The organism is Planomonospora alba (assembly GCF_039534085.1).
Taxonomy (GTDB): Bacteria; Actinomycetota; Actinomycetes; order Streptosporangiales; family Streptosporangiaceae; genus Planomonospora_B; species Planomonospora_B alba.
Map to the genome: position 1 here is coordinate 62,819 of NZ_BAAAUT010000021.1, position 25,689 is coordinate 88,507.

At 73.9% G+C, this 25,689-nt stretch carries 17 protein-coding genes and 1 riboswitch; of the genes, 11 read left to right on the forward strand and 6 right to left on the reverse strand.

Annotation, left to right across the window (positions count from 1 at the left end):
- Window positions 1–54 precede the first annotated feature (54 nt).
- Complete coding sequence (pulA, locus tag ABD823_RS14670) at window positions 55–4,380, forward strand: pullulanase-type alpha-1,6-glucosidase (protein WP_344859777.1); 4,326 nt, start codon at window positions 55–57, stop codon at window positions 4,378–4,380.
- Between the two features lie 199 nt (window positions 4,381–4,579).
- Complete coding sequence (locus ABD823_RS14675; RefSeq protein WP_344859779.1) at window positions 4,580–6,307, forward strand: carbohydrate-binding module family 20 domain-containing protein; 1,728 nt, start codon at window positions 4,580–4,582, stop codon at window positions 6,305–6,307.
- A gap of 238 nt (window positions 6,308–6,545) precedes the next feature.
- Here ABD823_RS14675 and ABD823_RS14680 read toward each other — a convergent pair whose 3' ends face one another.
- Window positions 6,546–6,953 (reverse strand): STAS domain-containing protein, encoded by a 408-nt coding sequence (locus ABD823_RS14680; protein ID WP_344859781.1) that lies wholly within the window; start codon window positions 6,951–6,953, stop codon window positions 6,546–6,548.
- Between the two features lie 250 nt (window positions 6,954–7,203).
- On the opposite strand from ABD823_RS14680, the gene ABD823_RS14685 reads away from it, so the two are divergent.
- Entirely contained in the window at window positions 7,204–7,611 is a 408-nt protein-coding gene (locus ABD823_RS14685; RefSeq protein ID WP_344859783.1) for a helix-turn-helix transcriptional regulator, read from the forward strand.
- A 103-nt stretch (window positions 7,612–7,714) separates the two neighbouring features.
- Here the strand turns inward: ABD823_RS14685 and katG are convergent, their stop codons facing one another.
- Together katG and ABD823_RS14695 are read right to left on the reverse strand one after the other, a co-directional pair.
- Window positions 7,715–9,949, reverse strand: a complete 2,235-nt coding sequence (katG, locus tag ABD823_RS14690) for a catalase/peroxidase HPI (RefSeq protein WP_344859785.1) — start codon at window positions 9,947–9,949, stop codon at window positions 7,715–7,717.
- 33 nt (window positions 9,950–9,982) lie between these two features.
- Window positions 9,983–10,417: a Fur family transcriptional regulator gene (locus ABD823_RS14695; RefSeq protein WP_344859787.1), complete on the reverse strand. Its 435-nt coding sequence runs from the start codon at window positions 10,415–10,417 to the stop codon at window positions 9,983–9,985.
- Window positions 10,418–10,867: 450 nt separating this feature from the next.
- Between ABD823_RS14695 and ABD823_RS14700 the strand changes: the two genes are divergently transcribed.
- From ABD823_RS14700 to ABD823_RS14715, 4 genes are all read left to right on the forward strand, one after another.
- A complete protein-coding gene (locus ABD823_RS14700; RefSeq protein ID WP_344859789.1) occupies window positions 10,868–11,065 on the forward strand; it encodes a CsbD family protein in 198 nt (65 codons plus the stop codon).
- 292 nt (window positions 11,066–11,357) lie between these two features.
- A complete protein-coding gene (locus ABD823_RS14705) occupies window positions 11,358–13,448 on the forward strand; it encodes an N-acetylneuraminate synthase family protein (protein ID WP_344859791.1) in 2,091 nt (696 codons plus the stop codon).
- Window positions 13,449–13,692: 244 nt separating this feature from the next.
- On the forward strand, window positions 13,693–14,622 hold the full coding sequence (locus ABD823_RS14710) for a glycosyltransferase family 2 protein (protein ID WP_344859793.1): 930 nt from the start codon (window positions 13,693–13,695) through the stop codon (window positions 14,620–14,622).
- Window positions 14,619–15,923 (forward strand): polysialyltransferase family glycosyltransferase, encoded by a 1,305-nt coding sequence (locus tag ABD823_RS14715; RefSeq protein WP_344859795.1) that lies wholly within the window; start codon window positions 14,619–14,621, stop codon window positions 15,921–15,923. The genes ABD823_RS14710 and ABD823_RS14715 overlap by 4 nt, the downstream gene beginning before the upstream one ends.
- 36 nt (window positions 15,924–15,959) lie before the next feature.
- On the opposite strand, the gene ABD823_RS14720 is transcribed toward ABD823_RS14715, so the two are convergent.
- The 3 genes from ABD823_RS14720 to ABD823_RS14730 all read right to left on the reverse strand — a co-directional run bounded on the left by ABD823_RS14720 (window position 15,960) and on the right by ABD823_RS14730 (window position 21,284).
- Window positions 15,960–18,914 (reverse strand): ATP-binding protein, encoded by a 2,955-nt coding sequence (locus ABD823_RS14720; protein WP_344859797.1) that lies wholly within the window; start codon window positions 18,912–18,914, stop codon window positions 15,960–15,962.
- 127 nt (window positions 18,915–19,041) lie between these two features.
- Window positions 19,042–20,220 carry a DUF6716 putative glycosyltransferase gene (locus tag ABD823_RS14725; RefSeq protein WP_344859799.1) on the reverse strand — a complete coding sequence of 393 codons (1,179 nt, stop codon included), beginning with the start codon at window positions 20,218–20,220 and terminating at the stop codon, window positions 19,042–19,044.
- A gap of 11 nt (window positions 20,221–20,231) precedes the next feature.
- Entirely contained in the window at window positions 20,232–21,284 is a 1,053-nt protein-coding gene (locus ABD823_RS14730; RefSeq protein WP_344859801.1) for a hypothetical protein, read from the reverse strand.
- Window positions 21,285–21,383: 99 nt separating this feature from the next.
- Here ABD823_RS14730 and ABD823_RS14735 point away from each other — a divergent pair, with 99 nt between their 5' ends.
- The 4 genes from ABD823_RS14735 (at window position 21,384) to ABD823_RS14750 (ending at window position 25,683) form a co-directional block, all read left to right on the forward strand.
- On the forward strand, window positions 21,384–22,292 hold the full coding sequence (locus tag ABD823_RS14735) for an oxidoreductase (RefSeq protein ID WP_344859803.1): 909 nt from the start codon (window positions 21,384–21,386) through the stop codon (window positions 22,290–22,292).
- A gap of 15 nt (window positions 22,293–22,307) precedes the next feature.
- Window positions 22,308–22,883, forward strand: coding sequence for a TetR/AcrR family transcriptional regulator (locus tag ABD823_RS14740; protein ID WP_344859805.1), 576 nt, complete (start codon window positions 22,308–22,310; stop codon window positions 22,881–22,883).
- A 176-nt stretch (window positions 22,884–23,059) separates the two neighbouring features.
- Window positions 23,060–23,195: riboswitch (cyclic di-AMP (ydaO/yuaA leader) on the forward strand.
- Window positions 23,196–23,217: 22 nt separating this feature from the next.
- A complete protein-coding gene (locus ABD823_RS14745; RefSeq protein WP_344859807.1) occupies window positions 23,218–23,991 on the forward strand; it encodes a CHAP domain-containing protein in 774 nt (257 codons plus the stop codon).
- A 348-nt stretch (window positions 23,992–24,339) separates the two neighbouring features.
- Window positions 24,340–25,683: an ABC transporter substrate-binding protein gene (locus ABD823_RS14750; protein WP_344859809.1), complete on the forward strand. Its 1,344-nt coding sequence runs from the start codon at window positions 24,340–24,342 to the stop codon at window positions 25,681–25,683.
- Window positions 25,684–25,689: the final 6 nt, after the last annotated feature.

Genomic DNA, 25,689 nt, shown 5'->3' on the forward strand with positions numbered 1-25,689 from the left:
GGCGACGAGCAGGGCTTCACCGGCAAGGGCGGCGACCAGGACGCCCGCCAGCCCATGTTCGCCTCGGCGACCGAGAGCTACCTCTCGGACGACCTGATCGGCACCGACGCCACCCACGCCCGGGACAACTACGACACCTCCCACCCGCTCTACCGGGGCATCGCCGCGCTGGCGAAGCTCCGCGACGCCCACCCGGCGCTGGCCGACGGCGCCCAGATCGAGCGGCTGGCCTCCGGCGGCGTCTACGCCTTCTCCCGGATCCGCGCCAAGGAGCAGGTCGAGTACGTCGTGGCGGTCAACAACGCCGAGCAGCCGGCGAGCGTGGCCGTGCCGACCTTCTCCGCGGGCACGGCCTTCACCAAGGTGTACGGCGATGCCGCCGCCGCGGTCACCTCCGGCGCGGACAGCAGGATCGCGGTCACCGTGCCCGCGCTCTCCGCGGTGGTCTACAAGGCCGCGGCCCGCCTCGCCAGGCCCACCGCGGCCCCGGCCGTCTCCATCGCGCTGCCCGGCGCCGAGATCCGCGGCGCCGCCGGCGACGGCCGGGTCCCGGTCACCGCGACCGTGCCCGGCACCGGCTTCGACCAGGTCACCTTCGCGGCCAAGGTCGGCGACGGGAAGTGGAAGGTGCTCGGCACCGACGACGCGCCGAACGCCACGGCGGCCGGCCGTACCTTCCGGGTCTTCCACGACCTGACGGGCGTCCCGGCCGGCACGAAGATCGCCTACCGGGCGGTCGTGAAGGACTCCGCGGGCCGCTTCGCCGCGGCGGGCGCGGAGGCGGTCGTCGGCGCCGAGCCCGAGCCGGAAGAGCCCGGCGCGGTGCGGCGCGACTGGCTGGTCGTGCACTACAACCGCCCCGGCGGCGACTACGACGGCTGGGGCCTGCACGTCTGGGGCGACGTCGAGCGGCCCACCGAGTGGGCGCAGCCGCTCGCGCTGACCGGTGAGGACGCCTACGGCCGCTTCGCGTGGATCAGGCTGAAGCCCGGCGCGCGCGAGGTCGGGATCATCGCCCACAAGGGCGACGACAAGGACGGCGGCGACCGGATCGTCGACCCGGCCAAGACCGGCGAGGTCTGGCTGGCGCAGGGCCAGGACGGCGCCCACGCCTCCCGGGCCGCCGCCCAGGGGTACGCGACCGTGCACTACCGCCGCGCCGACGGCGACTACGACGGCTGGGGCCTGCACCTGTGGGGCGACGGCCTGGCCGACGGCGCGGCCACCGAGTGGGCGTCGCCGCGCCCGCCGGACGGCACCGACTCCTACGGCGCGTTCTGGAGGGTCCCGCTGAAGAACGCCTCGGTCCCGGTCAACTACATCGTGCACAAAGGCGACACCAAGGATCCCGGCCCCGACCAGTCGTTCCTGCCGGCCGCCCGGCCGGACGCCTACGTCGTCTCCGGCTCGGAGACGGTCCACACCTCCCGCGCCGCCGCCGAGAACGTCGCGATCCTGCATTACCACCGGCCCGACGGGAACTACGACGGCTGGGGCCTGCACCTGTGGGGCGACGTGGCGCAGCCCACCGAGTGGGCGCAGCCGCTGATGCCCGCAGGCAGGGACGGCTTCGGCGTCCACTACCGCGTGCCCCTGGCCGAGGGGGCGAAGAACGTGAGCTACATCATCCACAAGGGCGATGACAAGGACCTGCCCGCCGACCAGGCGCTCGACCTGGCCGCGGACGGCCACGAGGTCTGGCGGGTCGCGGCCACCGAGGGCCACGTGCTGCCGCAGGCGGCCGCCCGGGGCGCGGACGCCGACCTGTCGAAGTCCTCCGCGCACTGGATCGACCGGGCCACCGTCGCCTGGAAGGTCCAGCCGTCGGCCTCGCTCCGCTACTCGCTGGCGTTCTCCGCCACGGGCGGCATCGCGGTCGCCAAGGGCGAGCTGACCGGCTCCCACCGGGTCGTCCGCCTGAACCCCGGCGCGCTGACCGACGCGCAGAAGGCCAAATGGCCGCACCTGGCCGGCCACGCCGCCCTCACCGTGGACCCGCGCGACGCCGACCTGGTCACCGAGGCGCTGCGCGGGCAGGTCGTGGCGGTCGAGCGGGACGCCTCCGGCGCGCTGCTGACCGCGACCGGCGTGCAGCTGCCCGGCGTGCTCGACGACGTCTACGCCAGGGCGGCGACGGCCGAGCTGGGCCCGGACGCCTCCGGCGCGCTGCCCCGCCTGTCGGTGTGGGCGCCGACCGCGCACGAGGTCGAGCTGGCGCTCTACCGCGACCCGGCCTCGGACCGGCGCGAGGTGCACGCGATGCGCCGCGACGACGCCACCGGCGTCTGGTCGGTGCGGGGGCTGCCCTCCTGGAAGGGGCGCTACTACACCTTCCTCGTCACGGTCTACTCCCCCGCCGCCGGGAAGGTCGTCACCAACGAGGTGACCGACCCCTACAGCGTCTCGCTGGCCGCCGACTCGGTCCGCAGCCACCTGGTGGACCTGTCCGACCGCTCGCTGCGGCCCGACGGCTGGACCTCGCTGGCCAAGCCGCCGGCCGTACCGCAGGAGAAGGCGGCGGTCTACGAGCTGCACGTGCGCGACTTCTCCGCCTCCGACGCGACGGTCCCGGAGGGGCGGCGCGGCACCTACGCCGCCTTCACCGGCGAGTCCGCCGGGATGAGGGAGCTGCGCTCCCTCGCGGAGGACGGCCTGACCCACGTGCACCTGCTGCCGGTCTTCGACATCGCGACGATCCCGGAGCGGAGGGCCGACCGGGCCGAGCCGGACTGCGACCTGGCCGCGCTGCCCGCCGACTCCGAACGGCAGCAGGAGTGCGTGGCGGCCGTCGCCGCGAAGGACGGCTTCAACTGGGGCTACGACCCGCTGCACTACACCGTGCCGGAGGGCTCCTACGCCTCCGAGCCGGACGGCGCCGCGCGGATCAGGGAGTTCCGCGGCATGGTCGCGAGCCTGAACGGCGCCGGCCTGCGGGTGGTCATGGACGTGGTCTACAACCACGCCCACGCCGCCGGGCAGGACCCCACCTCGGTCCTCGACCGGATCGTGCCCGGCTACTACCACCGGCTGCTGGACGACGGCGCCGTGGCCACCTCCACCTGCTGCGCCAACACCGCGCCCGAGCACACGATGATGGGCAGGCTGGTCGTCGACTCCGTCGTCACCTGGGCGAGGCAGTACAAGATCGACGGATTCCGGTTCGACCTGATGGGCCACCACCCGAAGGCGAACATGCTCGCCGTCCGGAAGGCCCTCGACGCGCTGACGCCCGAGAAGGACGGCGTGGACGGTAAGTCGATCATCCTGTACGGCGAGGGCTGGAACTTCGGCGAGGTCGCCGACGGCGCCCGCTTCGAGCAGGCCACCCAGGCGAACCTGGCCGGGACCGGGATCGGCACGTTCAGCGACCGGCTCCGCGACGCGGTGCGCGGCGGCGGCCCGTTCGACGCCGACCCCCGCGTCCAGGGCTTCGGCTCCGGCCTGGCGGGCGACCCCAACGGCTCGCCCGCCAACGGCACCGCCGAGCAGCAGCGGGCCCGCCTGCTGGCCTACCAGGACCTGATCAAGCTGGGCCTGGCCGGCAACCTGCGCGACTACACCTTCACCGCCTCGTCCGGCAAGGAGGTCAAGGGCTCCCAGATCGACTACAACGGCTCCCCGGCCGGGTACGCCGCCGCCCCCGGCGAGACCGTGACCTACGTGGACGCGCACGACAACGAGACGCTCTTCGACGCGCTGGCCTACAAGCTGCCGCAGGCCACCGCCATGGCCGACCGGGTGCGCATGCAGTCGCTCTCGCTGGCGACCGGCGTGCTGGCCCAGGGCACCGCGTTCGTGCACGCCGGCAGCGAACGGCTCCGCTCCAAGTCGCTCGACCGCAACTCCTACGACTCCGGCGACTGGTTCAACCGGCTGCTGTGGGACTGCGCGCAGGGCAACGGCTTCGGCGCGGGCCTGCCCCCCAAGGCCGACAACTCCGACAAGTGGCCCTACGCCCGGCCGCTCCTGGCCGACCCGGCGCTCAAGCCGGACTGCGACGCGATCGAGGCCGCCCGGGCCCGGTACGGCGAGCTGCTGCGGATCCGCTCCTCCTCCCCCGTCTTCGCGCTCGGCTCCCTGGCCGAGGTGCAGAAGCGGCTGTCCTTCCCGACCAGCGGCACCGCGGAGACCCCGGGTGTCGTGACCATGCACCTGGACGCCTCCGGGATCGACCCGACGTGGAAGTCGATCACCGTCGTCTTCAACGCGACCCCGCAGGAGCAGCCGCAGACCGTGGCCGCTCTCAAGGGGGCCCAGGTCGCCCTCCACCCCGTCCAGGCCGGCGGCGGCGACGCCGTCGTCAAGCAGGCCCGCTTCGACGCGGGCACCGGCACGCTGACGGTCCCGGCCCGTACGGTCGCCGTCTTCGTGCGGTCCTGAGGATCCGTCCCCGACCCCGATCCGCCCGGTCCGAAAAGGCCGGGCGGATCCGGGAACCGTCCGGAAAGCGATTTCACCGCGGGCCGGACACCGTCCCACCGGCCGCCGCCCCGGCGGACCGGGCGCAGACCGCCGGGCCGGGTGTTGCAGCACCCGGCCCGGCACGGGAACCCGTCCAACTCTCCTGGAGGCCCCGACCATGAGATCCTACAAACCCCTCACCGCCGCGGCGCTGGGCGTGCTGACCTGCGCCGCCCTGCTCACGCCCGCCGCGCTCGGCCCCACCGCCGCCCAGGCGGCGCCCCCGGCCGGCACCGCCCCCATCGTCAAGCTCTGGAGCTGGAACTGGAACTCGGTGGCGCGCGAGTGCACCGAGGTGCTCGGCCCCGCCGGGTACGGCGCCGTCCAGGTCTCCCCGCCGCACGACTCGATGAGCAAGGGCGGCTCGGTCTGGTGGGACGTCTACCAGCCCGCCCGCTACGCGCTCACCAGCAAGTTCGGCGACGAGAACGCCTTCAAGAGAATGATCAAGTCCTGCCACGACGCGGGCGTCAAGGTCCACGTCGACGCGGTCGTCAACCACATGACCGGCCAGGGCAGCACCAGCTACGGCGGCTACTCCTTCGGCAAGTACACCTATCCGGGGCTCTACTCCGCCGCCGACTTCCACTCGCCCGCCTGCACGATCAACGACGCCGACTACACGAACGACGGCTGGCGGGTGCAGAACTGCGAGCTGGTCGGCCTGGCCGACCTGAACACCGGCTCCGCGTACGTGCGCGACCAGATCGCCGGCTGGCTCAACAGGCTCACCTCGCTCGGCGTGGACGGCTTCCGCGTCGACGCGGCCAAGCACGTCCACCCCGACGACCTGGCGGCGATCAAGTCGAGGCTGACCGGCTCGCCGTACCTGCACCTGGAGGTCATCCACGGCGCGGGCGAGAAGGTCCAGCCGAGCCAGTACACCGGGATCGGCGACGTGCACGAGTTCGTCTTCGGCCGCAAGCTGAAGGAGCAGTTCACCGGGCAGATCCACTGGCTGGAGACGTTCGGGCAGAGCTGGGGCCTGTCGGTGCCGAGCGACAGGGCCGTGACGTTCGTCGACAACCACGACACCGAGCGCAACGGCTCCACGCTCACCTACAAGCACGGCGCCGCCTACAGGCTGGCCAACGTCTTCATGCTGGCCTGGCCGTACGGCACGCCGCGCGTCTACTCCGGCTTCACCTGGAGCGACAAGGAGGCCGGCCCGCCGTCGGCGGGCGGCGGCTTCGTCACCGACACCGACTGCGGCAACGGCCGCTGGACCTGCTTCCACCGGCAGATGACCGGGATGGTGCGCTTCCACCGGGCGGTCTCGGGCACCCCTGTCGCCAACTGGTACGACGACGGCGACAACCTGATCGCCTTCAGCCGCGGAAGCAAGGGCTGGGTCGCGATCAACAACGGGAGCGGCTCCGTGACCCGCGCCTTCACCACCGGCCTGCCCGCCGGGACCTACGCCAACGCCGCCGGGAGCGGCTCGGTGACCGTGGACGGCAGCGGCAGGGCGACCGTGACCGTGCCCGCCAAGAGCGCGGTCGCCGTCCACACCGGCGGGCCCTCGCCGAGCCCCTCCCCGACGGTCAGCCCCGGCGGGGTCGCCGCGTCCTTCGGCGTGAACGCGACCACCTCCTGGGGGCAGAACGTCTTCGTCGTCGGCGACGTCCCCGAGCTGGGCTCCTGGAACCCGGCGAACGCGGTGGCCCTGTCCTCCGCCGCCTACCCGGTCTGGAGGGCCACGGTGAACCTGCCGGCCGGGCGGACGATCTCCTACAAGTACATCAAGAAGAACCCCGACGGCTCGGTGACCTGGGAGAGCGACCCGAACCGCTCCTTCACCACCCCGTCCGGCGGGACCGTCACCCGCGACGACACCTGGCGCTGACCGCCCGGGGCGGGCCCGCTCCCACGGGGAGCGCCCGCCCCCGTGGACGGCGCGGGCGCGGCCCGGCGGACCGTTCTCCGCCGGGCCGCCCGCCGAAAAGCGCGGACGCGGCCGCGCCACCACGCGGCCGCGTCCTCGGCAGCGCCCGGGCTCTGCCGTACCCGGGCGCATCCTCTCCCCTCGACACGGCGACTGCCCGGCGGCGGGCGGCCCAAACGCGTCCGGGGTCTGTGTCGGTCTATCCCTGTCGCGGCGGGTGGAGGTCGTCCTCCGCGACCCCGTCCAGGGCGTCATCGCGCAGTGGCAGGTCCAGCAGATCCGCCAGGCGGCGCATGCAGGGAGGCACGTGGATCAGGCGGACCGCGCCCGTGCGCCACAGGCGCGCCAGCAGGCGCATCCCACCGGTGTCGATGAACCGCAGCCGCCCGGCGTCGATCAGGAGACGGTCGCCGCCGTACCCGGCGCGGGCCAGCGTCTCCTCCAGCGCGGCGCGGTTGGTGGCGTCGATCTCACCGCTCAGCCGGACGAGGGCCGGACCGGGTGCGGGGCGGTAGGTCAGGCGCAGCCGGTGATCGGCGTAGAGGACGGCGTCGACGGCGCCGGAGGGTTCGGGGATGCCGAGGGCGTTTCCCTGCCGGACGGTCACGACGCCGCGGACAGGGGTACGACGGGACCGACGGCGCCCCGCGAGGGCGGGCGGATGCACCGGAGATGGAGAGCAGGCACGTGGACCTCCGCTCAGGGAGGGAGACCGGTCGACTGACATCATCTCACCCGCAGGCCGTTTCGAGAAGGAGTATACCGGAAATTCATTTCCGGTAAGATCTTATGGTAGAGACATTGGACCTGCGTTACCACCCCGCCGAACCGGCCGGCCCGAAAGACATGACATGGCTATGAGCAGCTCCGGGGAGCCTGCCTCCACCTGGACGTTCCTGACCCACCACGCCCGGGTGCTGGTGGAGATCGCCCGCGATCCGCACGCCCGTCTGCGCGACATCGCCGACCGCATCGGCATCACCGAGCGCGCGGTGCAGGGCATCGTGTCCGACCTGCACCAGGAGGGCTATCTGAGCCGCAACAGAGTCGGCCGCCGCAACCACTACACCCTCAACCCCGATCGCAGCTTCCGCTATCCGACCGAGGCGAACCTGCCCGTCCGGCTGCTCATCGACATGTTCACCCAGCACGACCTGCCCGACGGCGGCGCGCCCGCCGACGCTCCTCCGGCCCCGCTCGGCTCCCCGGACACCGGCGGGACGCCGCTCCTTCCCGACCGCGTCCCCGACGCGCACCGGCCCTGAGCACCGCCGGAGCGGCAGGCGAGCGCGCACCGGGAGTCCTCCGGCGCACAGGCGGGACGGGGAGGTCCGGGCCGGCCCTCGCGGGCCGGCCCGGACACCGTGATCAGGAGAGGTCGAACCGGTCGAGGTTCATGACCTTGTCCCACGCCGCGACGAAGTCGTTGACGAACTTCTCCTTCGCGTCGTCGCTCGCGTAGACCTCCGCGAGCGCGCGCAGCTCGGAGTTCGCGCCGAAGACGAGGTCGACGCGGCTGCCGGTCCACTTGACCTCGCCCGTGGCGGGGTCGCGGCCCTCGAACGTGTTCTCGTCCTCGGAGACCGGCTTCCACTCCGTGCCCAGGTCGAGCAGGTTGACGAAGAAGTCGTTGGTCAGCGCGCCGGGGGTCTCGGTGAAGACGCCGAGCCGCGACTGCCGGTGGTTCGCGCCCAGGACGCGCAGGCCGCCGACCAGGACCGTCATCTCGGGGGCGCTCAGGTTCAGCAGGTTCGCCCGGTCGATCAGCAGGTACTCGGCCGGCAGCCGGTGGCCCTTCCCGAGGTAGTTGCGGAACCCATCGGCGGTCGGCTCGAGCGCGGCGAACGACTCCACGTCCGTCTGCTCCTGCGAGGCGTCCACGCGGCCCGGGGTGAAGGGGACCCGGACGTCGAAGCCGGCGTCCTTGGCCGCCTTCTCGACGGCGGCGCACCCGGCGAGCACGATCAGGTCGGCCAGCGAGACCCGCTTGCCGCCGGTCTGGGCGGCGTTGAACGCCTCCTGGATGCCCTCCAGGGTGCGCAGCACCGTCGCCAGCCGGTCGGGGTCGTTGGCCTCCCACCCGCTCTGCGGCTCCAGGCGGATGCGCGCGCCGTTGGCGCCGCCGCGCTTGTCGCTGCCGCGGAAGGAGGCGGCCGAGGCCCACGCGGTGAACACCAGGTCGGAGACGGACAGGCCCGACTCCAGGACCCTGCCCTTGAGGGCGGCGATGTCGTCGGCGTCGACGAGCTCGTACGTCCGCGCCGGGAGCGGGTCCTGCCAGAGCAGCACCTCGCCGGGGACCTCCGGGCCGAGGTAGCGCGCGACCGGGCCCATGTCGCGGTGGGTCAGCTTGAACCACGCCCGGGCGAAGGCGTCGGCGAACTCGTCGGGGTTCTCCAGGAAGCGCCGCGAGATCTGCTCGTAGACCGGGTCGAACCGGAGCGCGAGGTCGGCCGTCGTCATCCCGGGGGCGTGGCGCTTGGCCGGGTCGTGGGCGTCGGGGACGGTGCCGGCGCCGGCGTCGCCCTTCGGCTTCCACTGGTGGGCGCCGGCGGGGCTCTTGGTCAGCTCCCACTCGTAGCCGAACAGGATCTCGAAGAAGCTGTTGTCCCACTGGGTGGGGGTGTTCGTCCAGGTGACCTCGATACCGCTGGTGATCGTGTCACCGCCCTTGCCGGTGCCGAAGGTGCTCCTCCAGCCGAGGCCCTGCTGCTCGATCGGGGAGGCCTCGGGGTCGGGGCCGACGTGGTCGGCCGGGCCGGCGCCGTGGGTCTTGCCGAAGGTGTGGCCGCCCGCGATCAGGGCGACCGTCTCCTCGTCGTTCATCGCCATCCGGCGGAACGTCTCGCGGATGTCGCGGGCCGAGGCGAGCGGGTCCGGGTTGCCGTTCGGGCCCTCCGGGTTGACGTAGATGAGGCCCATCTGGACCGCGGCGAGGGGGTCCTCGAGCTCGCGGTCGCCGCTGTAGCGCTCGTCGCCGAGCCAGGTGGTCTCCGGGCCCCAGTAGACGTCCTCGTCGGGCTCCCAGACGTCCTCGCGGCCGCCGGCGAAGCCGAAGGTCTTGAAGCCCATCGTCTCCAGGGCGACGTTGCCGGCGAGGATCATGAGGTCGGCCCAGGAGATCTTGCGGCCGTACTTCTTCTTGACCGGCCACAGCAGGCGGCGGGCCTTGTCGAGGTTGGCGTTGTCCGGCCAGCTGTTGAGGGGGGCGAAGCGCTGCTGGCCGGCCCCGGCGCCGCCGCGGCCGTCGCTGATCCGGTAGGTGCCGGCGCTGTGCCACGCCATCCGGATCATGAGCGGGCCGTAGTGGCCGTAGTCGGCCGGCCACCAGTCCTGGGGGGTGGTCAGCACCTCGGCGATGTCACGCTTCACGGCCGCCAGGTCGAGGGTCTGGAACTCCGCGGCGTAGTCGAAGTCCTCGCCGAGGGGGTTGGCCACGGCGGGGTTCTTGGCGAGGATCTTCAGGTTGAGCCGCTCGGGCCACCACTGGCGGTTTCCGCCGCCCTGGGTCGGGTGCAGGGCGCGCCCGTGCGCGACCGGGCAGCCGCCGCCGTCGCCCTCCGTCTTCGGGTCGGTGACGATCGCGTCGTGGTTCTCGGTCATGGGAATCCTTCTCGGCTAGGCAGATCAGGGTGCTCAGGAGTTTCGGGTGGTGGAACAGCCGGGGCACAGGCCCCAGTAGATGACCTCGGCCTCGTCGATCGAGAAGCCGTGGTCGTCGGACGGGGCCAGGCAGGGCGCCCGACCGGCCGCGCAGTCCACGTCGGCGACGGCGCCGCACGAGCGGCACACGGCGTGGTGGTGGTTGTCACCGACGCGTCCCTCGAACCGGGCCGGGCTGCCGGCCGGTTCGATGCGGCGTATGAGTCCCGCCGCGGTCAGCGCGTGGAGCGCCTCGTACACGGCTTGGAGGGAGACACGGCCGACGCGATCGCGCACCCCGGAGGCGATCGCCTCGACGTCGAGGTGGTCACCGTCCCGGACGGTCTCGAGCAGTGCGACACGGGCGGCCGTCACCCGCAGGCCGGCACCGCGCAGTTCCTCCGCGGCCGGGGTCATAGGCGCGATCATGGCGCCACACCTTACCGCCACAAACACGAACGATACAAGATATTGAATTGTCCAAGTTTGCTACCGCGCAGGTGGCGTTCACCCGGCTGCGGCACGGTACGGCGGCCGCCGCCCGGGACCGAGGGGCGCCGGCGGCGGCCGCGGGACCGGACCTGTGGCCACAGGACCGGACGGGACCACGGGGCGCCGGCGGCGGCCGCGGGGCGGACCTCGGAGCGGACGTCCACGGATCGGGCGGCCGCGGGACGGACGGGCCGGATCCGCGGGCCACGGGCGACGCGCCGCGCCGCGCTTTTCCATGGATTCGCCCGGTGTTCTCCCTCGAAGTGGGAAATCGGATATCTGCGAGCGGTGTTCCTCGCCCTAAAGATGCCTAGATCACGATTAGTACCGCGATTGTCCGGTTATGACTTCCACCGACAATCCTGTCATTTCAACGGGGGAGCAGAGATGACCAACTTCGATCAGATGCGGGGCAAGGCCAAGGAGGCCGCCGGCAAGATGACCGGTAACGAGGGCATGGCTTCCAAGGGCCGCGCCGAGCAGGCCAAGGGCAAGGCCAAGGAGAGCGCCAAGAAGGCCAAGGACGCCACCCGGGAGACCGCTCGGGACGTGTCCGACCGTGGGCGGGACAGCTACACCCAGTAGAAACCCGTCTCGGATCAGAAGAGCGCCGCGGACCGGCTCACGCCGTCCGCGGCGCTTCTTTTCGCGCCCGATTTCACATATCACCATTTTTCGTCTTAAATCGGAAATATCGTCATGGATATGCGGCGAGTTCCCCGGCGACTCCCTCTCCCGCGGCACCCGCGATCATCCGTAAGTGTTAAGACGGCCGACTCTGGGCGTTCAACTCAGGCACCCCTTACCGGTCACCCCCGTGGCTAGCGTTCCGGATACCCCAGCTCAGGGGCTTTTGCCGTAGGTAAGAGGAGTCACCTTGCGAGTCCTGGCCGTCATCCCCGCCCGTGGAGGTTCGGCGGGCGTCCCGCTGAAGAACCTGGCCCCCGTGGGCGGAACTCCCCTGGTCGCCCGTGCGGTGAGGGCCTGCGTCCGGGCCGAGCTGATCGACCGGGTCGTGGTCAGCACCGACCACGAGGGGATCGCGGAGGCCGCCCGCGCCGCCGGGGCCGAGGTGGTCGACCGGCCCGGCGAGCTGAGCGGCGCGGAGGCCTCCAGCGAGTCGGCCGTGCTGCACGCGCTCGACCGGCTGGCCGGCAGCCCCGAGGTGGTCCTCCTCGTCCAGTGCACCAGCGCGTTCATCGACCCGGCCGACCTGGACGCCGCGATCGCGAAGGTCCTCGACGGCGACGCCGACGTGGTCTTCTCCGGCCTGGAGACGCACGAGTTCCTGTGGGACGCCGCCGGGGCCGGGGTGAACCACGACCCGTCCTTCCGCCCGCGCCGCCAGGACCGCGAGCCGCACTACCGCGAGACCGGCGCGTTCTACGCGATGCGCGCCGGCGGCCTGCGCGAGCACGGGCACCGCTTCTTCGGCCGGGTCGCCGTGCAGCCGGTGCCGTCGCGGCACGCCGTCGAGGTGGACACCCCCGAGGACCTGGAGATCGTCCGGGCGCTGGCGCCGTTCGTGGACCTGCCGGAGCCGATCGACGTGGACGCGGTGATCACCGACTTCGACGGGGTGCACACCGACGACCGCGCCTACGTCGACGAGGACGGCCGCGAGATGGTCGCGGTCAGCCGCTCCGACGGCATGGGCGTCTCCCTGCTCCGCCGCTCCGGCGTCAAGATCATGATCATGTCCACCGAGCGCAACCCGGTGGTCTCGGCCCGCGCCCGCAAGCTCGGCGTGCCCGTCCTGCAGGGCCTGACCGACAAGCGGACCGTGCTGCGCGACTGGCTGGCCATCGAGGGCCTGGACCCGGCGCGCGTCGCCTACGTCGGCAACGACGTCAACGACCTCGGCCCGATGAGCGACGTCGGCTGGCCCGTCGCGGTCCCCGAGGCCCACCCGAGGGTGCGCGCCGCGGCGCGGGTCGTGCTGACCCGGCCGGGCGGGGCGGGGGCCGTACGGGAGCTGTGCGACCGGGTGCTGGCGGCCCGCACCGAGACCGCGGCGGCCGCGGCCGGCCCTGCGGCGGCACCGGCGCCGCGGGCGGATCTGCTCGTGGCGCCGCGCCCCGCGCCCGCCCCGGCGGTCCCGCCCGTCCGGATCGGCGACGCGCTGGTCGGCGCCGGGCAGCCGGTCTACGTGATCGCCGAGATCGGCATCAACCACAACGGCGACCTGGACATCGCGCGGCGGCTGATCGACGTGGCCGCGGACGCGGGCTGCCAGGCGGTCAAGTTCCAGAAGCGGACCCCGGAGATCTGCGTCCCGCCGGAGCAGCGCGACCAGATCCGGCAGACGCCGTGGGGCGAGATGACCTACATGGAGTACAAGATCCGCACCGAGTTCGGCCTCCCGGAGTACACGGAGATCGCCCGCTACTCGGCCGCGCGGGGCCTGCACTGGTTCGCCTCGCCGTGGGACGTGCCGTCGGTGGAGTTCCTGGAGTCCCTGGACGTCGTCACGCACAAGGTCGCCTCGGCCAGTGTGACCGACCTGGAGCTGCTCCGCGCGCTCGCCGCGACCGGCAAGCCGGTCATCCTGTCCACCGGCATGTCCACGCTGGAGGAGATCGACCGGGCGGTGGAGATCCTCGGCACCTCGAAGCTGGTGCTGATGCACGCCACCTCGACCTACCCGCTCCCCCCGGAGGAGGCCAACCTCCGCACGATCACCACCCTCCAGGAGCGGTACGGCGTGCCCGTCGGCTACTCCGGCCACGAGCGCGGCCTGCAGATCTCGCTGGCGGCCGTCACGCTGGGCGCGGTGACCGTGGAGCGGCACATCACCCTGGACCGCACGATGTGGGGCTCCGACCACGCCGCCTCGCTGGAGCCGGCCGGGCTGGAGCACCTGGTCCGCGACATCCGGATCATCGAGACCGCGCTCGGTGACGGCGTCAAGCGGGTCTTCCCCGGCGAGCAGGCCCCCAAGGCCCGGCTGCGCCGCGTCACCGTCTGAAAGACGCGGGCCCCGGCAGGGGCCCGCACCCGGGAGCGGGGGACGGCGCCCCCCCCCCCCCCCCGCTCCCGCCCGCCCCTCCGCCCCGCCCCTCCTGCGCGGCCCCCCGCCCGGCGGGAACGCCCGGCGCGCGGCACGCCGGGCGTTCCCGGATGTTCACCGGCGCGTACGGCCGCGTTCAGCCCGGGCCCGCCGGTGACCGCTACCGTCGGGGCGTCCGCGGCGCAGATCCCTGAGGAAGACCTTGATCAGACTGTCGGTCGTCGTCCCGGTCCGGGACGCCGAGCCCTACATCGGCGACGCGCTCGCCTCCCTGGCGCGCAACGCGCGCGCCGACTTCGAGTTCATCGTCGTGGACGACGGGTCCGCGGACGGCACGGCGCAGGTGATCGAGGACTTCCGCGACGACCTGCCGGGCCTCGTCGTGCTGCGCAACGAGACCCCGGTGGGCCTGGCCGACGCCCGCAACCTCGGGCTCTCGCTGGCCTCCGGCCGCTACGTGAGCTTCCTGGACGGCGACGACTGGCTCGCCCCCGGCTACCTCGCGGACCTCGTCGGCGCGATCGAGCACCTCGGCTGCGACTTCGTCCGGGTGGACCACGTCCAGGCGGAGGGGCGCCGCAGGGTGCCGCACCGGGCACCGCTGGCGCTGCGCGGGACGGTGCTCAAGCCGCGCGAGCACATCCTGCCCGCCCGCTCGAAGACCATGGTCGACTACCCCTACGCCTGGGCCGGGATCTACCGGCGCGACCTCGGCGACCTGCTGGCCTTCCCCGGAGGGCTGCACACCGCCGAGGACCGGCCGTGGATCTGGCGGCTGCACCGCGAGGCCGCCTCGTTCGCCGTCGTCTCCCTGTCCGGGCTCTTCTACCGGCGCATGGTGACCGGCTCGCTCACCCAGGTCGGCGACGAGCGCCAGCTGCACTTCTTCGACGCCTTCGACCTGGTCTTCGACGGCCTGGAGGAGGAGTTCCTGCCGAAGGCGGCCCGCCAGTTCCGCGCGCTGCTCGCCCACCACCTGGAGCTGGGCGAGCGCTTCCCGCCGGAGCTGCGCGCCCGCTTCGAACGGCGCGGCGCCGAGGCGCTGCGCCGGCTCCCGGCGGACCTGCCGGCCGCCGTCAGGCTGGACCCCGACCGCGAGGCGGTCCTGAGCGCGCTGCTGGAGGCGTCGTGAGTGCACGGACGCGGGTGTTCTACGCCTCGACCCTGTTCGGCGCGATGACCTTGGCCGCCGCGCTGGACGAGGGCGCCTTCGGGCCGCGCGAGGACCGCCGGATCCTGCTGGTCTCCAACAACGCGGCCGTCCCGGAGATCACTCCGGCCCTGGACGAGGCCCCCGGCTTCGCCGCGCTCCGCTCCCGCTTCGACGAGGTGCGGTCGTGGAACGAGATCATCGCCCCGCTGCACCCCTCGGAGTGGCGGGCCCGCGTCGTCGAGGTCCCGATGGCGGGCCGGCTGCTCCGCTCCCACCTGGGACTGGACGGCGGGATCGCCGAACTGGTCGTGGAGTCCGTCGCGGTCCCCCCGGCGCGGACCATCACCGGGCTGCTGCGGGACTGCCCCGTCACGGTCTACTCCGACGGGCTGATGAGCTACGGCCCGACCCGCGACCCGCTCCCCGCCGAGATCGCCGGCCGGATCACCCGCCTGCTCCACCTCGACCTGGTGCCGGGCCTGGCCCCGCTGCTGCTGTCGGAGTACGGCGTGCGCCCGCAGGTCGTCTCCGACGGCGCCTTCCGCCGCGTCCTCGGCGAGATGCCGGCGCCACCGGTCGATGAGCCCGGCGGTCCCGGGCCGGGCCCGGCGATGATCCTCGGGCAGTACCTGTCGGCGCTGGGCGTCCTCACCCCGCAGGAGGAGGACCGCCTGCACGCGGACATGCTGCGCGCGCTGGCCGCCCGGGGGGCCGCGTCGGTGCTGTTCAAGCCGCACCCGGCCGCCGGGCGGCGGCACGCCCGGCGGCTCCGCGAGACCGCCGCCGGGCTCGGCGTCCGGCTCGCCGTGGCGGACGAGGCGGTCCCGGCCGAGGCGTACTTCGCGGCGCTCCGCCCCGAGCCGGTCGTCGGGTGCTTCTCCACCGCCCTGGTCACCGCCCGGCGCCTGTTCGGCCTGACGGCGGCGACCGCCGGCACGGAGCTGGTGCTGGAGCGGCTGGCGCCGTACGAGAACAGCAACCGCGTGCCCGCCACGATCGCCGACGTCCTGCTGCCCCGGCTCCGGGCGGACGGGTCGCTGCAGGAGCCTCCGCCGGTGGACGTCGCGGCGCTGGTCCACGCGGTCGGGTACTGCATGCAGAGCGAGGCCTACCCCGACCTGCGCGCGCAGGCCGCGGCCTACCTGGAGGCCCACGGCCCGGCCCGCCACTTCAAGCGGCAGCGCCTGTCCGCCCTCGGCCTGCTGCCCGCCCCGGCTCCCGCGCCCGCCTCCGGCGCCCTGGACCGGCTGCGCCGCCGGCTGTCGCGGGCGCTCTCCTGAGCGCGCCCGCCCCGGGGGAACCCGGTGCGGGCGCGCTCAGGCCCGCCCGGGCGGCTCGGCGGGCAGGCGGACGGTGAAGACGGTGCCGCCCCCGGCGCGGGGCGCGGCGGTGACGGTGCCGCCGTGCGCCTGGACCACCGCCTTGGTGACGGCCAGGCCCAGCCCGGTGCCCTCGATCCCGGCCCGGCGGGCGGTGGAGGCCCGGAAGAAGCGGGTGAACAGCCGCGGGTACTGCTCGGCCGGGATGCCGATGCCGGTGTCGGCGACGGTGACGACGGCCTCGCCGCCGTCACCACCGCCCCGCCGGTCCGCGGTGACGAGGACGGAGCCGCCCTCGGGGGTGTATCTGACGGCGTTGGACAGCAGGTTGTCCAGCACCTGGCGGAGCCGTACCGGGTCGGCCCGCACGGGCAGGTCCTCGGGCGCGTCCACGGTGAGGCCGAGCCCCTTGCGGGCGGCGGCGGGCCGGTGGGCGTCGGCGGCGGTGCGCACCAGGCGGGCCAGGCAGAGCGGCCGCGGGTCGAGGACGGCCCGCCCGGCCTCGAAGCGCGCCAGGTCGAGCAGGTCGTCGATCAGCCGCTGCAGGTGCGCGCTCTCCCGGTCGATGACGCCGGCGAGCGGCCTGCGCTCGCCGGTCAGCGAGGGGTCGTCCAGCAGCATCTCGACGTAGCCGCGCACGGCGCCGATCGGGGAGCGCAACTCGTGGCTGACCAGGGCCATCAGGTCGTCCTTCATCCGGTCCAGCTCCCGCAGGCGGTCGACCTGCTCCTGCTCCCGGGCGAGCAGCCGCTCGCGCTCCTCGGCCAGCCGGTGCTGCTCGGTGACGTCGGTGGAGATGCCGTCGGCGAAGAGCCGGCCGCCCTCGCGGCGGGGCCCGGCCCTGGACCAGATCCAGCGGGTGACGCCGTCCAGCCCGGTGAGGCGGAACTCGACCCGCGCCGGGCGGCCGGCCCGCAGCTCGTCCAGGTAGGCCTCGATGGCCGCCCGGTCCTGCGGAGGCGTCCGGGCGAGCACGAGCGCGAGCGGGTCGGCGCCCTCGGGCAGCGGGGCGCCGTAGATCCCGCCCGCCTCCGAGCTGGCGAACACGGGGCGGACCTCCCCGTCGGCGATCTCGTAGGTCCACACGAAGTCGTTGAGCTGGGAGACGATCCGGTCGACGCGCCGGCGGCTGGCCTCCAGGGCCAGGGCGAGTTCCTCGGCGCGGCGGCGTTCGAGGTAGCGGCCCAGGTCGGCGCAGGCCCCGTCGAGCAGGGCGAGCAGCTCGTCGTCGGGCTCCTCGACGCTCTCGGCGAAGAAGGCCAGCACGCCCAGCGTCCCCCCGCCGCCGCCGCGGACCGGGAGCCCGGCGGCGCTGTGCAGCCCGGCCTGCGCCGCGGCCCGCCGCCTGACGAAGCCGCGCGGGTCGGACGGCAGGTCGCGGATCCACGTCGCGCGGCCGGTGGCGTGCACCAGGCCGGGCAGCCCCACGCCGGAGCGGAACGTCACCGGCCCGGCGCCGGTGAACGCCGTCAGGTCCCTGCCGGGCCCGGTCCACGAGACGAGGCGGGTGACGGCGTCGCCGCCGGGATCGGCCTGCCAGTACTCGCCGCAGGCCCAGCCCAGCCGCCCGGTGATCGCGGCGACCACGCCCGCCGCGGCGTCCTCGGCGGAGGCCGCGTCCGCCAGCGCCTCCGCCACCGCCTGCTGGACGTCGCGCACGACCTCGACCCGGTGCCGGCCGGTGACGTCGTGCATGGCCACCACCGCGCCCAGCCGCCGCCCGTCGGGGGTGTCGATCGGCCGGCCGTTGACCAGGAAGCGGCGGGGCGGGAAGCCCGGCACGGCGACCACCAGCTGCAGGCCCTCGACCCGTTCGCCCGCGAACGCCCGCACCAGCGGTATCTCCTCGGGGCGCAGCAGGGTGCGCCCGTCCGGGGCGAACAGGTGGTAGGTCGCCGCCCAGTCCCGGGCGTCCAGGGGCTGCTCGCCCAGGTGGTGGACGTCGCGCATCGCCTGGTTGAACAGCACGATCCGGCCGTCGGCGTCGCAGGCCGCCACCCCGGCCTCGATGCTGTCCAGCAGCGCCGCCAGGAAGGTCCGGTCCCGCTCCAGTTGCTCCCGTACGGCCCGCCGCGCGCTGATGTCGTGCAGGAAGGCGTGGAAGACGGGCGGGTCCTGCCCGGGATCGGCCTGGACGGCCGCCTCCACGGGGAACTCCCCGCCGTGCCGGTCCGCGGCGGTCAGCTCCAGCCGCCGGCCGGCCACGGCCCGCCCGCCGGTCTCCCGCACCCGGCGCAGTCCCTCGCGGTACGCCCGCCGCAGCCGCGCCGGGACGATCAGCTCACCGGCGTCCCGGCCGACGGCCTCCTCCCGCGACCAGCCGAACAGCCGCTCGGCCGCGCGGTTCCACTCCGTCACCGTTCCCGCGGCGTCGACGGAGACGGAGGCGTCGCCGTGGCGGTCGAGGATCCGCCACGCCCGCCGGGCCGACAGCAGCGCCTCTCCGCCGGCCAGCCGGGAGGCGATCTCCGCCTCCGCCATCGCGGCGACGTCCTCGGCCGTCTCCAGCTGGGACCGGTCCCAGCCGCGGGGGACCGTGTCGAGCACGCACAGCGCCCCGAGCACCCCGCCGCCGGGCGCGCGCAGCGGGAAGGCGGCGCAGGCCCGCGCCGCCAGGCCGGGGAGCGCCGGATCGCCGCCCGGGCGCCCGCCGGGACCGGTGCCGGACACGACCAGCGGCGCGCCGGTGGCGGTGACCCGCCCGCAGGCGGAGTCCCGCAGCGGAGCCCTGCGCCGTCCCGCCGGAGGCGCGGCGGGGCCCGCCGCGCCGAGGACGACCTGCTCCGGCCCGTCCGCCAGGCAGACCAGCGCGGCGGGCGCGTCCAGCAGGCCGGCCGCCAGGCGGGACAGCCGCTCCAGGGCGGGCACGGGGGCGTCGAGCAGGCCTGCGGCCTCCAGCACCGCCGGACGCGGGGCGGGGGAGGCCGCGGACGCCGAGTGGGCCGAGGACACCTGCGACCACCCCCTCGTCGCTCTCGCCTCCCAGGTCACCGGCGCGGTGCGGCGCCTCTACCGAGTTAAGCATCCCCGCCGGCGCGGCGACCGGCGCCCCCTGCCCGGTCCGGCGCCCGCGGGCGGCTCAGCCCAGCGCCCGCAGGTAGCGGCGCATCCGCCGCTTGGCCCGGTAGCCGACCCGGAGCACGTTGGGCGGCACCTCCACCCGCAGGCGGGCACGGCGGCGGGCGGCGGCGTACTGCGGGCCGTCGAGCAGCGACCGGGCGGGCACGAGCCGGCCCGAGCGGGCCTGGCCGACGAGGGAGACCAGCCGGCTCGTCCAGTCGTCCTCCCCGCCGCCGTGGAAGTAGTTGGCCTCGCACCAGGCCTCGTCGGGCGTGCGGAAGCGCCCCTCGGCCAGGTCGTCCAGGGTGCCGAGCACCCCGCTGCCCTCGAAGACGAGGTTGATCATCTCCGCGCTCACCCCGAAGTCGGAGAGCACCAGCAGCGGCACTCCCAGGGCGATGGCCTCCAGCGCCGCGGTCGAGCTGACCGTGACGAAGCCCGCCGCCCGGGCCAGGTGCTCGTGCATCGGCCCGCCCTCGAAGCGCAGCGCGCCGGGGCTCCCGCCGAGGTCCTGCCAGAGCCGCTGGTAGTGGTGGCGCTCGTTGTGCGTCTGGCGCTCGTCGGCCAGGGCGCGGAGCTTGACGACCACGTCGAGGTCCGGCCGCCGCCCGGCCAGGTCGGCCAGGGCCAGCAGGATGCGCTCGCGATCCCCGCGCCGCCTGGGCACCTTGGCCTGGGTGGCGAACACCACCCGGTCGCGGGGTCCCGGCGCGGCCGCGGCGTCCGCGCCGGGGCGCAGGAAGGGCAGCCGGGCCAGGCCCACCTGGCCGCCCCCGCCGAGCCTGCGGCCGACCTCGGAGAACTCCTCGACCTCCCGCCCGCTGTGCAGCACGAACAGGTCGCACCCGCTGCGGAACAGCCACGCCTTCTCGGTGGCGGGCACCGAGATCCCGGGCAGCCCGGAGACGAACACCGGCCGCGGGGACAGTCCGGCCAGCACCTCGGCGGTCAGGATGTCCACCACGGGGCCGGTGCAGGCGACCAGCACGGCGTCCGGCCGGAACCGCTCGGCGGTACGGCGCAGCGCGCGGGCGGAGAGCACCGGCGGCTCGGCCGCCGAGCCGGACACGGCCGCGCGGATCTGGGCGGGTGACGGCGTGATGGGGGTGCGGATCACCGTCAGCTCCGCCGTGCAGCCCGGGGGCAGGCCCCCGAGCAGGCAGGCGGCCCACTTCAGGTAGGAATCCGAGTCGGCCACGGCCAGGACTTTCAACCGGTGACTCCAGTGTCGTGATGGGCGAACATCGAAAGGTGGGAGCGGAGCGAGGGGGCCGCCCGGGCGGTCCACCACTCGTCGGGGACGTCGACCGTCTCCACGGGCACGCCCCGCGCGGCGAGCAGGACCCGCAGGGAGGTGACCGCGGTGGAGGGCAGGCTGATCACCCGCTGCTCCGCGGCCAGCCCGCGCAGGGTCATCTCGGCGGGGCCGCCGCCCTCGTAGACGGTGATGCCGGGCTGCCGCCTGACCCGGGCCAGGTCGTCGGGGTCCTCCCGCCGGTGCGGGAAGTAGGCGATCGGCCCGGCCGAGCCCAGGCCGGCCAGCCACGACAGATAGTGCTCGCGGTCGATCAGGCCGTTGCGGACCAGCGAGGTGCCCAGCACGACGGTGCGCTCGGCCGGGCGGGGCCCGCGTAGCGGCTGGGCGCGCAGCCAGGCGAAGTCGTGGCCGACCAGCTCCGCGCCGGTGCGCCGTACGGCGGCCGCCAGCTCCGCTGGGACGGGCATCGCGGTGAAGACCGACAGCCCGCCGGACCGGGCGGCGGCCCGCAGCCGCAGGGAGGCGGCCGCGCCCAGGGCGGTGCGCAGCGCGGAGCGGAGCGGCCGGCCCGTGGCGCGGGCCCGCAGCAGCGGTGCGCCCGGCCGCCCGGTGAGCAGTTCCAGGAGTCTGATCGTGGCCAGCCCGTCGTCGACGACCACGACGCGGCGGGGGAAGGCGGTCAGCCAGGCGAGCTGGACCTTGCCGGAGAAGGCGTCGCCCATCACCCACACCGGGTCCCGGCCCGGCCGCGGCATGTCGGGCTCCGGCTCGGCCAGTTCCAGGCCGTCCGGCAGGCCGAGCCGGCGCAGCTCGCGGAGGGTCACGGCGAGCGGGCGCAGCCCGGCCCGGGGGACCACCCGGGTGCGGGGACCCAGCAGGCCCGCGTGGTGGGCCTCCACCGCGCAGAGCATCTGCAGCGGGGACTCCACCCAGGCGACGGCCGAACACTGATCCCGCGCGTGGTCTCGACCGTGCTGCTCCACGCCGGGCGATGACCCGTTCACGACGGGCCCAACGTAACGCGGCGGTCTTACGGCACCGGGAACCCGAGGTGAACAGCCGACCACGCTCCCTTGCGCCCGTCCGGCGGCGGCCGTACGGTGGTGTACGAAACCGTTTCGTACACCTGGAGGACGACGATGTGGACCCCGGAGCGGCTGCCCGACCTGACCGGCTCCACCGCCGTGGTGACCGGGGCCGGCGGCGGCATCGGTGTGCCGACCGCGCTGGAGCTGGCCCGGCACGGTGCCCGCGTCATCATGGCGGTGCGCGACCCCGCCCGGGCGCGGCCCGCCCTGGAGGCGGTCGCGGCCGCGGCTCCGGGGGCGCGGGCCGAGCTCAGGCGGCTGGACCTGGCCGACCTGTCCTCGGTGCGCGCCTTCGCCGCCGCCGTCGACGAGCCGGTCGACCTGCTGATCAACAACGCCGGGGTCGGCATGATCCCCCGGCGGACCACCGCCGACGGCTTCGAGATGCAGTTCGGCACCAACCACCTGGGGCACTTCGCGCTGACCGGCCTGCTGCTGCCCCGCCTGCTGGCCCGGCCCGGCGCGCGGGTCGTCACCGTCTCCAGCGACGCGCACGCCTTCGGCAGGATCGACTTCGGCGACCTCGGCCTGGAGCGCCGCTACGGCAGGTTCTCCGCCTACGGCCGCTCCAAGCTGGCCAACCTGCTGTTCGCCCTGGAGCTCCAGCGCCGGGCCGGCGCGCGGCTGCTCAGCGTGGCCGTGCACCCGGGCGCGACGGCGACCGGCATCGCGGGCAGGGGCCCGCTCGTCCGCGCGGCCATGGCGGCGGCGCGGCTCGTCCTGCAACCGCCGGAACGCGGCGCGATCCCCTCCCTGTACGCCGCGTCCTCCCCCGGCGTGCGGCCGGGCGCGTTCGTCGGCCCGGGGCCGAAGGAACTGCGGCCCCGGCCCGGCGCGCTGGACGAGGCGGTGGCCCGGCGGCTCTGGGAGACCTCCGCGGAGCTCACCGGCGTACGATTCGAGATGCTCGAACGGCAGCCATGACCGACCGGAGGCATCGTGCGTCTCGACCCAGCCCGGGAGCGCGCCATTCTCGACGCGACGCGCGAGTTGCTCTCCGAGGTCGGGTTCGACCGGATGTCGATCGACCAGATCGCCAGGCGGGCCAGCGCCAGCAAGGCCACGATCTACCGCCGCTGGCCCGGTAAGGAGGCGCTGGTGGTCGACCTGGTCTGCAACCACCTGGAGAACGAGACGGCGCCGCCGCCCGACACCGGCTCCCTCCGCGGCGACCTCGTCGAGGCGGTCACCGCGTTCTGCGAGGCGCTGGAGCGCAGGCACGGCGTCATCCTCGGGCTGTTCCCCGCGCTGCTGGGCAACCCCTCCCTGGCCGCGGCCCTGCGCGAGCACGCTCCCCGGCCCGACCTCACCGGCAGCGCCCCGCTGCTCGCCCGCGCCAGGAAGCGCGGCGAGGCCGCCGGCGGCGACCCGTCCCGGCTCCGCGTCCTCATCGAGTCCCTGGTCTGGCACCGGCTGCTGATCGGCGGCCGGCCGCTGGACCGGGCGTTCGCCGAGGACGCCGTCGACACGGTGCTGCTCCCCCTCCTGCGCTCCTGGTCCGGCACGCCGGCGTGACCCCCGGGTGAACCGGGCTCCCCGGAGCCGCGCCTCCGCCCGGCCCCGACCACGCCCCGCCTCCGGCCCCCGTCTTGACCGGCCCTGACCATGCCCCGCCTCCGGCCCCCGTCTTGACCGCTCCTTTACCGGAACATCGCCGCCTGCCGACTCAGGTGTGCGCGCCCGCGCCCGATAGGTCATGGACGCCGAATCCGCGCTCCCGCGGAACCGGGGACCCACCTCCCTCGGGGTGAGCCGGCGCCCGTGCGCCGGAGGGCACTTCCTGGCCCTAACCCGTCAGCTAACCCGGTAGGCGGCATGGAAGAAGCCGAGCAAGGAGACCGACCCCCGCATGGGCAAGCACCGCCGCACGACCCCCGCGAAGAAACGACAGCTCTCCCCCGCGATCCTCCCCACCTCCCCCGCCGCGAAGCGCCGCCTGACCCACGTCCTCCTCGGAGCGTCGGTCACCCTCGCCGGCGGCGCCGTCGTGAGCCCTCCGGCCCACGCCGCGGCACCCCGCCAGACCGCGGCCCCCGCCCCCCTCGCCGGGACCACCGGGACCGCTGCGCACCCGCGGACCTCCGCGCCCGCCCGGACCCCGCTGCAGGTCATCGCCGACGGCCTGCCGGAGGTCTCGGCCGCCGAGGCGCTCTCCATCGCCGAGAGCCAGATCGGCGTGGAGGAGAACGCCGCCGGCGGCGGCACCAGGTTCCACACCTGGTACATGGACAGCCGGCGCGCCGAGGAGACCGTCGAGCGCGACGGCGGCAGCGTCCGCGGCTACGCCAACGCCCCCTGGTGCGCCATGTTCGTCTCCTGGGTCGGCGAGCAGGCCGGCATCCGGCCCGTCTTCGGCTGGGACGCCTACACCGTCACCTACGCCCAGTGGTTCGAGGCCAACGGCCACTGGGGCTCCGAGGCCACCCCCGGCGCGGTCGTCTTCTTCGACTGGAAGCGCGGCGACAGCCTGTACGGGATCGACCACGTCGGCCTGGTCGAGAAGGACAACCGCGACGGCACGATCACCACCATCGAGGGCAACACCGGCAACGGCGAGGTCGAGCGGCGCGTGCGGCCCAAGGCCGAGGTCGTCGGCTACGGCTACCCGGTCTACCGGGGCTGATCGCCGCCTCTTCCCTCCGTCCTCCGCGCAGGGGTACGGCCCGCCGGGCCGTACCCCTGCGTCTTCTCCGGCGCCGAGCCACCCTGCTGAGCGCTCACGTGATGGGAGCGCTCCCAACAACCCCTATGAGAAGTTTATACCGATAAACCGCTAAATATCCCAGGTTTGAAGGCCAGATGTAACGGTTGAGTTTCGGCATATTGACGTTCCGGTTGCCTGTCGGCCACGCTTCGTGGGAGCGCTCCCAAAGCATGTTGCAGAGCAATCCCGTCGCAGGCCGCGTTTGTCGGGGACCGGCCGCGGCGGCACCTCCCACCGATTCGGGCGACCACCTGAGAGGGGTCCGGAATGTTGAACACCAAGCGGCAGGGCAAGCTGGCCGCCGTCGCCGTCACGGCGGTCACCGCCCTGGCGATCACCTCCTGCGGTTCGGGCGGCGACGAGCCCGCCGCCAACAGCAGCGGCGGCGCGTCGGCCGCGGCCGAGCCGGTCACCATCACCGTGCACACCTTCGGTGGCGGCGAGAACTTCGGTTACGACAAGGCCGTCGAGAAGTGGAACGCCGAGCACCCGAACATCCAGATCAAGTACCAGAACCTGACCGACCGCTTCGAGGACGTCTACCTGCCCCAGCTGCTGCAGAAGCTGCAGGCCGGCAGCGGCGCCGGTGACGTCGTCGGCATCGACGAGGGCGCGATGGGCCTGATGGCCCAGCGCCCGCAGTTCTTCGCCGACCTCGGCGAGTACGGGCTGGAGAGCCGCAAGGCCGACTTCCCCGCCGCCAAGTGGGAGAACGGCATCAACAAGGACGGCAAGCTCTTCGCCCTCGGCACCGACATCGGCGGCATGGCGATGTGCTACCGCAAGGACCTGTTCGAGAAGGCCGGCCTGCCCACCGACCGCGAGGAGGTCGGCAAGCTCTGGCCCGACTGGAACGCCTTCATGGAGACCGGCAAGAAGTTCCAGGAGAAGGTCAAGGACAGCAAGTTCCTCGACGGCCCGAACACGCTCTACAACGTCGTCCTGAACCAGGAGGCGCCGAAGCACGGCAACATCGCCTACTTCGACAAGAGCAACCAGCTCGTCATCGAGAGCAACCCGGCCGTCAAGACCGCCTTCGACACCGTCAAGTCCTTCAGCGAGGCGGGCCTGACCGCCAAGCTGGCCTCCTTCACCCCCGAGTGGAACGCGGCCACCAAGAAGGGCGGCTTCGCCGTCATGGGATGCCCCGCCTGGATGGTCGGCGTGATCGAGGGCAACGCCGGTGAGGAGAACAAGGGCAACTGGGACGTGGCCGCGGTGCCCGGCGGCGTCGGCAACTGGGGCGGCTCCTACCTGGCCGTCACCAAGCAGAGCAAGCACCCCAAGGAGGCCGCCGAGGTCGTGAACTACCTCACCGGCAAGGAGGGGCACATCGCGGCCTTCGAGGAGGCCAACGCCTTCCCGAGCTCCCTGCCCGCCCAGCAGGACCCGGCGGTGGCCGACAAGAAGAACCCGTACTTCAACGACGCCCCGGTCGGCAAGATCTTCGGTGAGTCCACCGCGGGCCTGCAGCCGGTCTTCCTCGGTGAGAAGCACGCCCAGGTGAAGACCTCGGTCGAGAAGGTCCTGGAGGGCATGGACAAGGGCTCCATCCCCTACGGCGAGGCCTGGACCAAGTTCGTCGAGGCCGGTGTCAAGGCGGCGGGCTGATCCCCG